The organism is Vibrio sp. PNB23_22_6 (genome assembly GCF_052877535.1).
This window is the reverse complement of sequence record NZ_JBNFXP010000009.1, coordinates 115,806-130,154: the sequence shown is the minus strand read 5'-3', so window position 1 is coordinate 130,154 and position 14,349 is coordinate 115,806. Positions and strand designations below refer to the sequence as shown.

Sequence of the window (14,349 nt, the reverse complement as noted above, 5' to 3'; positions counted from 1 at the left end):
AAGCCAATTGGAGTCTAATGATTAAAATTACCCGTGTCGATTAGCATTTGTTATTAGTGAGGGGGTAACGATTTATTTAACAGAGTGTTCATCCTACTGTTATAGTTGGTCTGACCAGTAGGAAATTGGTTACGACGAATTATCAACATGATCAAAGGACAGATTTTTGCGGCTTCACAGAATTCAAGGGTACATACAGACGATGTATCTCGCGGAGTATCCAGATAAGCTAATGTTGCTTGATGGAGCAAGTCGGGCAGATATTCTTCATCTTAAAGACTTTATCGAGCATCAGCTTAATCGCCGTTTTTCCGACCTTAAATTAGTCATTGTCACCCATATGCATCCAGATCACGCTGGAGCTGCGCATAAGCTTCGTGAGTTGACAGGATGTAAAGTGTTGGCAGCAAAGCGAGAGCATCATTGGTATGGTGGTTTTGACGGTTGGCTTATGCATTTGACCGATTTAATTTTGGCTAGATGGATGGCGAACAGAATGCGCAAGCCGAAGCGTAATTTATGGTACTCGCGAAAGCTTCGTCCTGATCTTGAGCTATTGGATGGTGATACCATCCCTGGGTTTGAAGATTGGCAAGTGTTGGAAACGCCGGGGCATACCGACCGAGATTTATCGGTTTATCATCCAGAACAAGATTTGCTCTATGTCGCAGACTTAATGGTGCAGGTGAAGAATCACTTGATTGCACCGTTTCCTATCTTTCATCCGAATCAGTATCGTCAATCGTTGTTGCGAGTCTTTGAAATGAATCCAACATGCTTGTTGGTTGCCCACGGCGGAGAAGTCGATTTCGACCATACTGCTTATCAACATATTATGAATACTACGCCTACAAGACCGATCACACATTGGCGAGTGACAAAGGTAAAAATAAAAGGCTTGGTACGCTCTCTATTAAGAAACAAAAAAGCAAATTAAAGAAAGGCGTAAAGAGCCAGATGAGTGACTGTGAAGTTCACTCATCTGTAGCTACGGGGGATTATGGCGCCAGTAGGTGCGATTGGCTAGGGTCTACCAGAACTTTGTCTGCCATACCCTGACGGCCTAACAACATCATGTAGGTCATTTTACCACGGTTCGTTAGCGTAATATCGATTGGCCATTCTTGACCGCCCATACGCAGCATCGTGGTGATTACGTAACGGTGTTCGAATGTACCATTTGATGACTTCACCTTACGGTTTGCTTTCACTAGAGCTTTGCAGCGAACCACTTGCTCTAGGTGATAGACATCTGGGTGTAAATCGAATTCTACGTAAGATTGACCGTCTTTTTCAAAACACTCAAGGTTATCTACGTGAATAGAAGAAGTTTGTGCACCAGTATCAATGCGCGCTTCTAGGTGAGTAATCCCTAACTCAGGTAAGCAAATTGCTTCGGCGTTCCCAATGATCATTTTCTGATTCATAGTGTCATCCTAGCGACGAGTAACAGTGAGAGTCTAACGTGTAGACACTCACTTGTACCCACCTAAATAAGTTAAGATGGGTATTAAACAAATATCAACCTTTACCGCGAGTACGGTTAGCGTTTGGTTTTGCATTCTTCTCAATAAAATCGAAGATCATGCCAGCAACGTCTTTCTCTGTCGCAGTTTCAATACCTTCAAGACCTGGAGAAGAGTTAACTTCCATTACCACAGGGCCGTTCTTTGATTGAAGAATGTCGACACCACATAAGTTTAGGCCCATCACTTTCGCTGCGTTGATTGCCGTTGCGCGCTCTTCTTTGCTTAGCCTAACAAGTTGAGCTGAGCCACCTCGGTGAAGGTTCGAACGGAATTCGCCTTCTTTTGCTTGGCGTTTCATTGCTGCGATAACTTTGTTACCTACAACGAAGCAGCGAATATCAGCGCCGTTTGCTTCTTCAATGAACTCTTGCACCATGATGTTGGCTTTTAAACCCATGAATGCTTCGATAACGCTCTCTGCGGCTTTTGTTGTTTCAGCAAGAACAACACCGATACCTTGAGTACCTTCAAGCAGTTTGATAACCAGTGGAGCGCCACCAACGTTTTTGATCACGTCTTGGATGTTATCAGGGTGGTGAGCAAAACCGGTACGAGGAAGGCCAATACCTTGACGTGATAGAAGCTGCATCGAACGTAGCTTGTCACGAGAGCGGCTGATTGCGACTGACTCGTTCACACAGAACGTACCCATCATTTCAAACTGACGCACAACAGCGGTACCGTAGAAAGTGATAGAAGCACCAATGCGTGGGATCACTGCGTCGTATTTTGGCAATTCTTCACCCATGTAGCGGATTCGAGGGTTGTTACTCGTAATATCCATATAACAGTGCAGAGTATCGATAACATCAACTTGATGTCCGCGCTCTTCACCCGCCTGCTTTAGGCGCATAGTGGAATATAGATTCTCATTACGAGAAAGAATAGCAATACGCATGGCAATTCCTTAGTAAGTCAGTACCAAATTAAAAATGTAAGTATAGAGTATAGCGAGAGTGTGTGAATGATGTGACAGAACCCACTCTTCAACAACGATTTAGAATGGTGGTTGGACAACCACGTCGTCAGAGGGCGAACCTTAGGGGGTTTTCTTAATGGATAAAAACGAAAAAAAATAATTGAAACGATAAAAATAATTTATTGTACGCTCAGCCCTTACTGTGTGCGACTGTCAAGGGCTAGAGGAAGAAAAATATTGTGAAAAAGCAATATTTTTTGGAATGAATGTAAAGAAATAAAGTGATGATTTGACCACGAATATTAAACGTTTAGAGAATAGTTTAAAACGAATTTGGTAACTTAAGTTGCTATTTTGCCCCATGCACCGCGCCATCAATCACACCTAATAATACTTCTTTGATGGTTTGATAGCGCAGAGGTAATGTGCGGCTGCGTTTTCTGACTAAGAACAAATCCTCATAAACGGGTTGTTTTAGCTCCGCGACATACAATGCCTCTCTTAATGGAAAGCTCTCGACAGCGCTGCGCGGTAAAACGGTAAAGCCGAGCCCTTTGCTTACGGGTAAAAGTATTTGGCTGAGTTGGTTTACATATCCAGAACGCGGCATGCCACTGACTTTTATTTCATTTAGTAAAGGTTCGGCACATTGGTCGAAAAATAGTGTCATGTAATGCTCGGCGTCAGGGTGTCCGATAACACCACAGCTTTTCAGTAGTTCCGGAGTTAGCGTTGTTCCTTGGTAGGATTTCGGTAAGATCAGACACAAAGTCTCTCGACCAATTTGCTCACTTTGGAACACACTTTTATTTGGTGAGTGGGTCACAATACCCATATCAATTCGACCGTCAGCCACACCATTGAGTATGGACTGGTTCGGGGCTGCTTCTAACTGAATCGATAAGCCACGATGTTGCTTTTGTTTTTCTAATAGAGGCGGAAATAACATCAACGCGAGAGAACCAGAACACGCGAGCTTGCAATAACCTGCAAATGGGTCATCGAAATTTAAATCTTCTAATAGACTTTTCTCTTTCTCTTCTAACTCGAGCGCGTAGGCATACACCATTCGACCTTGCTCGGTCAGTTCAAAACTTTTGTTTTCACGTTTAATGAGAGGGTGATTACACGCCTGTTCCAACTTTTTTATATGCTGGCTTACCCCCGGCTGTGTCATATAGAGCTTTTCTGCGGTCTGAGTGAAATGACCGACCTCGACTAATGTTTTGAACGTGTGTAACCAAACAGGATTGAGCATAGAGTGTTGTGTGCTAAGACGTTTGTTAAGATAAGTTGCAGAAATAATAGCATTATGCAGGCGCTTGATCAGAAATGACAGGCAAAATAAAACCCCGCCTGATTTCCCAGACGGGGCTTATTCTCTTTTGCAGCAATCCAGCTACTATAGGTGCTCCCTGCATCTATCCTTGATTGTGGTTAAGTCCTTTAACCGAGTTCCTTGTTCATCGCCTTCCTAGCGGTGTCCATTCTGGCCTATCATCCTGACGGGCGAACTCTATCCAAGAGCTTAACTACATCCTTGCTGATAACTCATCCTAAGCTACCAAATCTTCATCCTGAAGATACCTAATCCATTAGGCTTTTTCCTGTTCCTGTCAACTTCCTGTCGACGAAGACAGTATTGATGTTTTGTTGATGACTCTCAATCGCCTTAGAAAAAAAACTTTTGCAGTATGCCTTGGTTTTGTTTTTATTATTCCTATAATTCAGTTGTTTACTATCAAATTCGCTTTGTTCTTATCTGGTGATGGGAGATTGGCTTACGCGGCTTGTAAGAGATCTCGCACAAAGATTCGGGTTGATGTATGGCAATGGCTCTATTTCCCTTTTTCTAGAATGTGATCAGTTTCACGATAAGTTCGAAAGCAAAGAGATTCCGTGATCACAGAGGGAGAACAGCTTCGGTTTTTAGATTGAGGATGTACTTGATTGCGTATCGTATTCGATAGGCGTAAGAAGATGGAACACGCACTTTACTCTTAATCGAAGAGTCGTTATTAAGATTTAATGACAGATGAATTACGGAACTTGATTGCCATTTTTCTGTCATATGTAATGAGTAACTTAACCGTATCATCAAGATGAAAATGGTTTAATTGGTTAAAAAATGAACGTGCAAAACCGATATTTATCATTATGCTGTGAAATTGGTCACAGTTAATTCGTTCTATCCCCTATAGATTGGAGGGGAAATAACCTTAGACAATAAGCTCATGAAGAGCGTTACCTATATAGATGAGGGAGATTGCTATGAAAAAGATGAGAAGGGCTCAGCTACACCGTGTACGTATCCAATACTGGAAAGATACGAAAACTGAGACTGCTAGAAAAGCATAGTAAACCACACTCGACGTCACTGAGCTGGCAATGGAATTCTAATGTTTCCCTTTAATTGCCAGCTCTACAAGCACTTAATACCAACTCCGATTAGTTCCTAATTATTCCTGTTTGTAAAAAACAAAAAGCCAGTCCTAAGACTAGCTTTCTCTACCATTGGTTTTTACGTTGTACTACCAGATTATAGGTAGTTTGCGTCAACCAATTCACCTGCTTTTACGCTGTTTACTTCTGGGCGAGCTTGTAGCCATGCTACTACCTGCGCTTTTTGTTCTTCTGTTGCGCTGCTGTAACGCTCAATTGAACATAGGAAGCCTTCGAATAGCTCAAGACCACCGCCACCAAAGCATAGGCCTAGGCCATCAATGTAGTCGATAAAGTCATCAACGAATGCATCGTAACGGTCAAAGTCGTTGATGTCAGTTTCGCAGCTGATATCGAAACCTAGAATTGCGAATTCACCTAGGAACAGCTTCTTACGAAGACGACGATTTTTGTTATCGATTTTATCTAGTTTCATGATTATCTCTCGTGGATGATTTAAATATACCTAAGTAACCTCAAGATGCTAGGTTCAGCGAGTGTGCCTTGATTACATACGAGGCACGAGTTGAAGTCACTCGAGTATAAACCTTATACCCCCAAACTTAGCTTAGCCCAAGCAAAATCGGGAGTATGTAGAGTGGATAGGTGCTTTATAGCATCTTTTAAACACAAAGTTCACAAAGATGGATTATTTCCGTCACTTTTCTCTTTCACACTTCCTTTCGAACATGATTCATAAACCGATAACTCACTCATACATTGGGAAAGTAACACCATGAGCAAGCAAACGTTCGATGCAACACGCTATAACCATAGTAACAACAAGCCTTTTGAAGAAGTACTGGAAGCGAGTTTGTCTCGTCGTAGTATCCTGAAAGGTGGGATCGGCATGGGGGCCATGACTGCGTTTGGTACATTTGGTCTGTCTGGATGTAATTCTTCAGGCTCAGGTTCGGTGGCTTCTGCTGGAAGTGGCTCGGGCGTATCAAATGCGGTACTGAATTTCGATTCCATTCCAGGCTCATTAACTGATGCGGTCGTTGTGCCTCCAGGCTACATCGCACAAGTTTTGGTGCCTTGGGGGACGCCTTTGAATGCACAAGGTAATGCCTGGAAAGATGATGGCAGCAACAGCAGTGCTGATCAACTTAACGCATTAGGCATGCATCATGACGGCATGCATTTCTTTCCATTGAACGACAGCACAAAGGATGGTTTGCTGTGCATTAACCATGAGTACATTGATACTTCGGTACTGCATCCAAATGGACCCACGGTAGAGAATGGTGTACGTACAATTGTTGATGAAGTCCGCAAAGAAATTAACGCACATGGTGTGTCAGTTGTTCGTATTCAACTAGAAGACAATATGTGGAAGTTGGTGGATACCGACCCACTAAACCGCCGTTACACTGGTGCGACAGTCATGGATCTGTCTGGTCCTGTTGCACACACTGCTCTCACCGTGACTCGCTTCTCGCCGGATGGTAGCCAAGCGCGCGGTACACTAAATAACTGTGGTAATGGCTCTACGCCATGGGGCACTTACCTAACGTGTGAGGAGAACTGGCCGGGTTATTTTGTCAATGCGGGGGTTCGTACGAAAGAGCAAGATCGTATTGGTGTGGATGACGAAAGTACGCGTTATTTATGGGAAACGCTAGCGGGTAATGCCGATGAGCGTTTGGATGAGTTTACGCGATTCAATGTCGAACCAACGGGAGTCACTGCGATGGACGATTATCGTAACGAAGCAAATGGCCATGGTTACATTGTTGAAATTGACCCTTACACGCAAAACTCTCGCGCTAAGAAGCGTACAGCGCTAGGTCGTTTCCGCCACGAAGGCTGTACATTCGGTAAGCTTGAAGCAGGTAAGCCCGTTGTATTTTACTCTGGTCACGATTCTCGTTTTGAGTATTTGTACAAATTTGAATCAGCAGCTGCCTGGGACCCTGCAGATGCAAATCCAGCGAACCGTTTGGCAACGGGTGATAAGTACATGGATGAGGGTACGCTCTATGTGGCACGCTTCAATGAAGATAGCACAGGTGCTTGGTTGCCACTGACGCTAAACGGAACGACCGTTTTTGGTGGTACGTTGGCAGACAGCTTTAACTCGTTGGCAGAAATCATTCTTAATACGGCTGGTGCGGCTGACCTTGTTGGTGCGACGCCAATGGATCGCCCCGAGTGGTGTACAGTAGGTCCATTCACCGGTTCTGTGTACCTAACGCTCACCAATAACACTAAGCGTAAAGACGATACCAACCCTGCCAACCCGCGTTTGAACAACAAGTTTGGCCATGTGATTCGCTGGGATGAAGGTGAAGCAGCAACAGAGTTTACTTGGGATATCTTTGTGTTTGGTGCTCCAGCAAATGGTGATGCGGATACTAACCGATCTAGCCTGACGGAGCTTAACCAGTTTGCAAGCCCTGACGGTCTGGCGTTTGATCCGCGTGGGATTTTATGGATTCAAACCGATAACGGTGCGGATGAGGTGGAAGAATACACCAACGACCAGATGCTCGCTGTCGTGCCATCAAAACTGATGGATGAAAATGGCAATCAGGTCGTGATTGGCGCAGATAACCAAGCTGAGTTGAAGCGATTCTTTGTTGGTCCAAACGGCTGTGAAGTCACGGGGTTTACCATCAGCCCAGATTACAAATCCTTGTTCGTGAACATTCAACACCCAGGTAACTGGCCATACAGTGACAATGCTGCGGAAGCCACACCAGCGGGGATGAAACTGCGCCCACGTGCCGCGACGGTTGTTATTCGCCGCGAAGACGGTGATGAAATCGGTGTTTAATCGACTGAATGGCGAGAATAAGAAAAGCCCTGCGTTTGCAGGGCTTGGTTAGTTTCAATGATTCAGTTGTCACTTAAAGCTTTTAGTTTAAAGAAATGGCACTTTATATTTCAGTAAGACTAGCTTTTAAGTGAGCCACCAGCAGTACGAATCACATCTTGATACCAGAAGAAGCTCTTCTTGCGCTTACGTTCGAGTGTGCCTTGACCATCGTTATGACGATCAACATAAATAAACCCGTAACGCTTGCTCATCTCGGCAGTGGAGTTAGCGACTAGATCGATTGGTCCCCAGCTTGTAAAGCCCATCAGTTCCACGCCGTCTAACATCGCTTCGTGCGCTTGCACTAGGTGATCGTTAAGGTAAGCGATGCGGTAGTCGTCTTGAATCTCGCCATTTTCATCGATTTCATCACGCGCCCCTAGGCCGTTTTCCACCACGAACAGTGGCTTCTGGTAGCGATCGTGTAGGAAGTTTAGTAGAACGCGCAGACCTTTCGGGTCGATTAACCAGCCCCATTGACTCTTTTCAAGGTATGGGTTTGGTACGCTATCGACGATGTTGCCGACTTCTTTCTGTTTCGGATCCGCACTCGCACAACCACTGGCGTAGTAACTGAATGAAATAAAGTCGACGCTTGCCGCTGCGATCTCTTCCACATCGCCCGCTTCCATCTTGATCTCAATGCCGTTTTCACGGAAGTAACGCTTCATGTAGCCAGGGTACTGACCGCGAGTTTGTACATCGCCGAAGAACAACCATTTGTTGTTTTCATGCATTGCCGCGAGAACATCATCAGGGTTACAGGTGTATGGGTAGTTGAGCGCGCCAAGCAACATATTACCAATCTTGCCGTTTGGTACGATTTGCTGACACAGTTTTACCGCTTTCGCATTTGCCACTAACTGGTGGTGAATGGCTTGGTAAATGTCTTGTTCACTTGCATTTTCTTGCAAACCCACGCCAGTAAATGGTGCGTGCAAAGACATGTTGATTTCGTTGAATGTTAGCCAGAGTTTTACCTTGTTTTTGTAGCGCTCGAGCACAGTACGTGCATAGCGTTCGAAAAATTCGATGACGCGACGATCGCCCCAACCGCCATAATTCTCAACAAGCGCGTAAGGCATTTCGTAGTGAGACAAGGTTACGAAAGGTTGAATATCGTGCTTCGCTAATTCGTCAAAAATTTTATCGTAGAACGCCAAGCCTTCTTCGTTCGGCTCTAGTTCGTCACCGTTTGGGAAGATTCGGCTCCACGCCAAAGACAGGCGCAGACAGTTGAACCCCATCTCTTTAAATAGCGCGATGTCTTCGGGGTAGCGATTATAGAAATCGATCGCCACGTCTTTGATGCCAGGCGTACGTTCTTCACGGGTTTGATGCGGACTCAAGATGCCGTTTGGCAACATGTCTGATGTCGATAACCCTTTCCCCCCAAGGTTGTACGACCCTTCTACTTGGTTTGCAGCAATGGCACCGCCCCAAAGAAAATGCTCAGGAAACGTAATCATGTTTCTCACTCTTTATTGTTTTGTAGTGTATGTTTTCAGTGTTAGAGAATAGTATAGGTCAAGGAGGGATTCTTGTATTGAGATCGTGCTTTTCTCAAACAGCGGGGATGCCTATTTTTAATGATGATTTTGTAATCGATAGAAATTCACGCCGATTTGAACAATAAGGTGAAGGTCAATCCATTTTGTTTATTCTTATGTGCGGTAATTTGCCCGTTCATATCGCGCATATTGTTTGCGGTGATCACGAATCCCAATCCTAAGCCTTCACCAATTTTCTTCGAGGCCTGGAAGGGTTCAAACATCGATTCTAGCTGCTCATCCGATACGCCACAGCCATTGTCACTAATGAGCAACTCTACCTGATTATTGGTTGGAGTCACGATAAGGTTTAGCTGCGAGCTTTCTGTATTTTTCATCGCATTTAATGCCTTAGAGACCAGGTTTCCTAACACCTGAAGCAATCTGTTCGCTTCGCCCATGATATTGGGTAAATCTGGGGAACGTCTCATTGTTGCACAGATCTATTTGCCACCACAGAGAGAGAGGGAAGAGGATTCGCTGATTTTCTTTGAGCACTTTGCTCGGCAGAATAAGGTGGTGAGCCAAGCATTAAGTGAGGCGCTTACTCATGGCCGGGTAACGTGCGTGAGTTGCAAAACGTGGCGATGCGGTTTGTATTGGATGATACGGTTTCGGTGATGGAAGTACTATCTAGCCGTCCCTCGTCAACGACCGAGGAGGCACAGTCTGGTGTACCACTTGCGATTCAACTGCATAACTTTGAACGTAAATCTTGCACGATACGTTGGTTAGGCATCAGGGCGGTATTGCTGGAGTGATGTTAGAGTTGGATTTACTTCATAGAACGCTCAATCAAAAGATGCAAACGTTTGGTCTGAACCGTTCTGATTACACCAGTTAGTTACGCACTTTGTTGGTAAAAAGGTCGGCCAAACTCTTCTTCTGTAGAGAGTACGGTGACTTTATCTCTGCCTTGTTTTTTGGAGTGATATAGGGCGTGGTCTGAGCGTGAAATCACATCGTGCAAGCTTTCAGTTTTATCCTTTTGAGCAACACCAAAACTCATGGTAACAGGCTTTGGACTATTCTCGAAGCAAGGTTCGGTTCTCACCAACTCTCTTAGCTTTTCTGCATGGGCAGCCGCCTGAGTTGCGGTATGACATGGCAGTACTATCATAAATTCATCCCCACCAAAGCGAATTACTTGAGCTGAAGGTGGTAAATACCTTGTCATTAGCTTGGCCACTTTCACTATCGTTTCATCACCCGACAGATGACCACAGGCATCATTAATGTGCTTGAAATTGTCGATATCAGTCATGATGATACTGAGATGTTCTTGTTTTAATCTGGCTTTTTCGACGATCTCAGGAATGACACCTTCCATTGCCCGACGGTTTAACAGCCCCGTTAAGGCATCCTGAGCGGAAAGTTCTTTAATTGAGGTGAGTAGACGTGCATTGATGAGCCAAAGCATACAAAAACTCATCGACACAACCAGGCAGATACTGAATAAGAAGGTGAGCTGGTGGATAAGCCCTGCTGTCATGAAACTGGTGAGCTCTACGTCGAAATGAGACCAAATGACCCGTGCGGCCATGAAAATGCTGAACCCGCATAGAGAAGTTGCCATACCAATCATTGGCAGTCGATGATCATTGTTTTCCCCTTTCATCATTGCAACAGCACTTGCGAGTGTTACTGTAGACAAATAGATACTAATGACAATAATTCGCATACGAATAGACGGGACGTGAAAGGTGAAATAATAGGTTAGCCCGCTTGCGATGGGCAAAGCGACCGTTAACCAATTCGCGACTTTGAGTGAGTAAGCGCGGAACACACTCACTCCATATAATGTGAGTAAGAAGCCTAGCAATATGATGGTATTTGAGGCAACGACAGTGACCCAATCGGATACGCCGTTTCGAAAACTTAGCAACATTGGGCCAGCACCAATGAACAACAGTGAAATAGCGAAGCACGTGAGCCCCGGAATTTTACGTTGGCTGTATTGGTAGAACATGAGTCCAATAGAGTAGATACAAGAGAAAAGAATAATGGTGAAATTGAGCGTTCTTATATCTAAAGAAAAGTTGTCCATGTTGCCTTGCCATCCTAGCATCCTGACTAAGTAGTTATTAATCCTTTACTTATTTGCAGTAAATGTTCGCTATCTTAGACTAATTCGTTTCCGTTGTCTTGGACCGATGACACTTTACAGCTAAATAGAAAGAAGCCCTTTCCGTGGGCTTCTGTGGTAATGGCTTAACGTGTAGAGTTTGCCAGTAGGATTTTTTGTTCAGATTTGTAGGTTAAGATACTCATGCAGACGATTACTACAGTGGGCACAATCCAGCTTGTAAAGTAGTGATATAGCGGCATGTTATTATCTAGACATTGGTTTGCTGCTTCTGGCATGTAACCGAGGATGTGCAATGCATCTACGCAGCCAAATGCCAGCGCGGTAAACACGGTTACGACAACCATCATCTGTGACATCTTGTTACGTATAGGCGCCATGATCATCAACGCAATCGCGACTGGATGAAGTGCCACAACCGTTGGCAATGTGATGGCTAGTAGCTGCTCAAGGCCTACGTTAGCGATCAACCCTGCCAATACCATGGTCGTGATCACGCCACCTTTGTAGCTCACTTTGCTAAACGTGTTGTCGTAGAACTCGCTGCCCGCAGTGGTGACACCAATCGCTGTGGTCAAACATGCCAGTATCATTACGGCACCTAGCAATAGTGAACCAAACGCACCGAAGTGATTAAAAGTGAATGCCGTTAGGATGTCACCGCCGTTGCTAAACTCGAAACCTAAGTACGAGCTAGTCGAGCCAATATAAGCCAATGAGGTGTAGACAAATGCCATTGCGATGGCGTACATCAATGCGGCGATAAGCGTGTACTTCGCCGTTGCTTTCGGGCAGTCCACCCCCATGCTGCGAATAGCACGGAAGATGATCCAACCAAAACCGATTGAACCTAGCGCGTCCATGGTCATGTAACCTTGCGTTAAGCCTTCAGCAAAAGCGCCATTGATGTATGGACCACTTGCTTGTGTGAGTTCACCTGCAGGGTAAACCAAAGCCGTGATCGATATTGTCACTAGGATTGCCATCAATGCTGGCGTCAGAACTTTCCCCAAGTTATCGATCAACTTACCTGGATAAAGCGAAAATAGGATGGTGATGACACAGAACGCGATGGTGAAAGGCACTAAAGCGGCGTCGCCAAACATGGGCGCGAAGCTAAATTGGTAAGCGACGGTAATGGCTCGTGGGATCACGAATGCAGGGCCAATCACGATAAACACCATCACCCAAAAACTGGTTGCCAAGGATTTAGGCAGAGCTGCGGTTAGATCGTAGCAGCAACGCCTGATGGGCGTTTTAAAGCAAATTGTAATTGCGCAGTTGCTGACATGGGTGATCCTTAATGGCGAAAAAATACCAAGGAATACGTTTACCTTGGTGTGCTGATACCGTAGCAACATAGGGGTATGGATACAACCCTGCAGTAGAAAATAAGCTGATCTGGTTGATGTATGTTTATGAAGTGGTGGATTGAACTGGACGCTAGGTTATAAGTTGGACTATATGACTTTTCATTTCATTAACACTCTATGTTCTGGTGATTTTTAGCTCAGTCTTTAGTGTTTTTTGCTAGTGTCGATGTTTATCAAATAAACAAGCTAGGGCATTGCGCCTTAACTTCTTGTTGCCAAGACGTTTACTTAGTGGTTTTCACCTTATCATCATAATTGGCAAAAAATTCTCATTCGCTATTGGGGGATTATCTCTTATCGATCACAACTCATTAACTTTTTGAGAAGTAAAATGGAAAAAGCGCACCTATAAATAGGCAAAATATTGCTTATCAGTTTAATGGTAAATAAGCGGATTTTTGCTTATCCCGTATGCTATTAAGTAATTCAATTAAAATAATGACTTATAAGATTGAAGCAGAATTGCCTAAGGTGGTTTGTTGTTAATTAGTATTTAGCATAGTGTGAACTTCAATCGCAAAACGACTACACGGAGAGTAATAATGAAAATGAACAAGCTGGTTAAGGCTCTGGCTGTTGCAGTAACTTCTTTTGGTATTGCTGCTAATGCTGCGGCGGAAGAGCGTAGCTACATTCTTGCCACTGCATCAACAGGTGGCACGTACTACCCAGTGGGTGTCGCACTTGCCACGTTGAGCAAAGTGAAATTGGCACCCAAGCACCACTTTTCTTTATCTGCAATTAGCTCTGCGGGCTCTGGTGAAAATGTAAAATTGCTCAATGAGAACGAAGCGCAATTCGCTATTCTTCAGGGGCTGTACGGCGCTTGGGCATGGTCTGGTGAAGGTCCTTACGCGAAAAGCGGTCGCCAAGATCAGTTGCGTTCAGTTTCTATGTTATGGCAGAACGTTGAACATTTTATTGTTCGAACTGAGTTCGCTACAACAGGCACAGTTACTGACCTAAATAACTTAGACGGCAAGAAGTTCTCTATTGGTAAGAAGAACTCTGGGACAGAAAACTCAGGTCGCCAGATCATGAAAGGTTTAAACGTTGACCCTGAAAAATTCAACCTTGCATTTATGGGCTATGGTGGTAGTGCGAGTGCACTACAAAACGGTACTATCGATGGTATGAATACGCCAGCAGGTGTACCTGTTGGTGCCGTGACTCAAGCCTTTGCGGCATTAGGTAAAGATATCTCTATTCTTTCGTTTACCGATGAGCAAATCAAAGAGGCGAATGGTACTTATAACCTTTGGACCAAGTACGAGATCCCTGCTAACACTTATCCCGGTTTGGATAAGCCAATCACAACCATTGCTCAACCAAATTTCCTTGCTGTGCGTGACGACATCTCGGAAGAAGACGTTTATCAGCTAACGAAAGCGGTCTACGAAAATTTACCATTCCTACAAGGCATCCACAAAGCGACCAAAGCAATGGCGATTGAAAAGGCGATTGCTGGTTTGCCAGTGCCTCTACACCCAGGTGCTGTCCGTTACTACAAAGAAATGGGCGTTGATGTCCCATCATCATTGATAGTGCAATAGTGCCCACTTTGCCCCGAGTAGAAGCTTGGGGCACTTTCGCCCGCGTTTAGGTTTTGAACTTTCTGAGATGGAACAA

10 protein-coding genes and 2 pseudogenes are annotated in these 14,349 nt (G+C 44.6%); 4 read left to right on the top strand and 8 right to left on the bottom strand.

Annotation, left to right across the window (positions count from 1 at the left end; all coding sequences use genetic code 11):
* The first annotated feature begins 202 nt into the window (after positions 1-202).
* Positions 203-937, top strand: coding sequence for an MBL fold metallo-hydrolase (locus ACVA54_RS09845; protein ID WP_172438054.1), 735 nt, complete (start codon positions 203-205; stop codon positions 935-937).
* Positions 938-998: 61 nt separating this feature from the next.
* Here the strand turns inward: ACVA54_RS09845 and ACVA54_RS09840 are convergent, their stop codons facing one another.
* From ACVA54_RS09840 to ACVA54_RS09825, 4 genes are all read right to left on the bottom strand, one after another.
* Complete coding sequence (locus ACVA54_RS09840) at positions 999-1,427, bottom strand: ATP-dependent zinc protease family protein (protein ID WP_099078317.1); 429 nt, start codon at positions 1,425-1,427, stop codon at positions 999-1,001.
* A gap of 94 nt (positions 1,428-1,521) precedes the next feature.
* Positions 1,522-2,427, bottom strand: coding sequence for a 30S ribosomal protein S6--L-glutamate ligase (gene rimK, locus ACVA54_RS09835; protein WP_099078316.1), 906 nt, complete (start codon positions 2,425-2,427; stop codon positions 1,522-1,524).
* A 370-nt stretch (positions 2,428-2,797) separates the two neighbouring features.
* On the bottom strand, positions 2,798-3,706 hold the full coding sequence (locus ACVA54_RS09830) for a LysR family transcriptional regulator (protein WP_119464293.1): 909 nt from the start codon (positions 3,704-3,706) through the stop codon (positions 2,798-2,800).
* A 1,281-nt stretch (positions 3,707-4,987) separates the two neighbouring features.
* On the bottom strand, positions 4,988-5,326 hold the full coding sequence (locus tag ACVA54_RS09825; RefSeq protein WP_099078313.1) for a YggL 50S ribosome-binding family protein: 339 nt from the start codon (positions 5,324-5,326) through the stop codon (positions 4,988-4,990).
* A gap of 300 nt (positions 5,327-5,626) precedes the next feature.
* Between ACVA54_RS09825 and ACVA54_RS09820 the strand changes: the two genes are divergently transcribed.
* Positions 5,627-7,669, top strand: coding sequence for a PhoX family protein (locus tag ACVA54_RS09820; protein WP_446649560.1), 2,043 nt, complete (start codon positions 5,627-5,629; stop codon positions 7,667-7,669).
* Between the two features lie 119 nt (positions 7,670-7,788).
* Here the strand turns inward: ACVA54_RS09820 and ACVA54_RS09815 are convergent, their stop codons facing one another.
* Both ACVA54_RS09815 and ACVA54_RS09810 read right to left on the bottom strand, forming a co-directional pair.
* Positions 7,789-9,180 (bottom strand): glycoside hydrolase family 1 protein, encoded by a 1,392-nt coding sequence (locus tag ACVA54_RS09815; protein WP_099078311.1) that lies wholly within the window; start codon positions 9,178-9,180, stop codon positions 7,789-7,791.
* A 146-nt stretch (positions 9,181-9,326) separates the two neighbouring features.
* Positions 9,327-9,677 (bottom strand): annotated as a pseudogene (locus ACVA54_RS09810) (ATP-binding protein); the annotation flags it as partial.
* 7 nt (positions 9,678-9,684) lie between these two features.
* Here ACVA54_RS09810 and ACVA54_RS09805 point away from each other — a divergent pair.
* Positions 9,685-10,105: pseudogene (locus tag ACVA54_RS09805) on the top strand (sigma-54-dependent Fis family transcriptional regulator); the annotation flags it as partial.
* Here ACVA54_RS09805 and ACVA54_RS09800 read toward each other — a convergent pair.
* A complete protein-coding gene (locus tag ACVA54_RS09800) occupies positions 10,106-11,308 on the bottom strand; it encodes a GGDEF domain-containing protein (RefSeq protein WP_099078355.1) in 1,203 nt (400 codons plus the stop codon).
* Between the two features lie 164 nt (positions 11,309-11,472).
* On the bottom strand, positions 11,473-12,732 hold the full coding sequence (brnQ, locus tag ACVA54_RS09795; protein ID WP_446649569.1) for a branched-chain amino acid transport system II carrier protein: 1,260 nt from the start codon (positions 12,730-12,732) through the stop codon (positions 11,473-11,475).
* Between the two features lie 530 nt (positions 12,733-13,262).
* Between brnQ and ACVA54_RS09790 the strand changes: the two genes are divergently transcribed.
* On the top strand, positions 13,263-14,273 hold the full coding sequence (locus ACVA54_RS09790; protein ID WP_099078308.1) for a TAXI family TRAP transporter solute-binding subunit: 1,011 nt from the start codon (positions 13,263-13,265) through the stop codon (positions 14,271-14,273).
* The last annotated feature ends 76 nt before the right edge of the window (positions 14,274-14,349 follow it).

Excerpts from the sequence above, each read along its gene's own strand:
- ACVA54_RS09800 (WP_099078355.1), bottom strand. The coding sequence starts at position 11,308 with ATGGACAACTTTTCTTTAGATATAAGAACGCTCAATTTCACCATTATT.
- ACVA54_RS09845 (WP_172438054.1), top strand. The coding sequence starts at position 203 with ATGTATCTCGCGGAGTATCCAGATAAGCTAATGTTGCTTGATGGAGCA.
- ACVA54_RS09815 (WP_099078311.1), bottom strand. The coding sequence starts at position 9,180 with ATGATTACGTTTCCTGAGCATTTTCTTTGGGGCGGTGCCATTGCTGCA.
- ACVA54_RS09825 (WP_099078313.1), bottom strand. The coding sequence starts at position 5,326 with ATGAAACTAGATAAAATCGATAACAAAAATCGTCGTCTTCGTAAGAAG.
- ACVA54_RS09830 (WP_119464293.1), bottom strand. The coding sequence starts at position 3,706 with ATGCTCAATCCTGTTTGGTTACACACGTTCAAAACATTAGTCGAGGTC.
- rimK (WP_099078316.1), bottom strand. The coding sequence starts at position 2,427 with ATGCGTATTGCTATTCTTTCTCGTAATGAGAATCTATATTCCACTATG.
- ACVA54_RS09820 (WP_446649560.1), top strand. The coding sequence starts at position 5,627 with ATGAGCAAGCAAACGTTCGATGCAACACGCTATAACCATAGTAACAAC.
- ACVA54_RS09790 (WP_099078308.1), top strand. The coding sequence starts at position 13,263 with ATGAAAATGAACAAGCTGGTTAAGGCTCTGGCTGTTGCAGTAACTTCT.
- ACVA54_RS09840 (WP_099078317.1), bottom strand. The coding sequence starts at position 1,427 with ATGAATCAGAAAATGATCATTGGGAACGCCGAAGCAATTTGCTTACCT.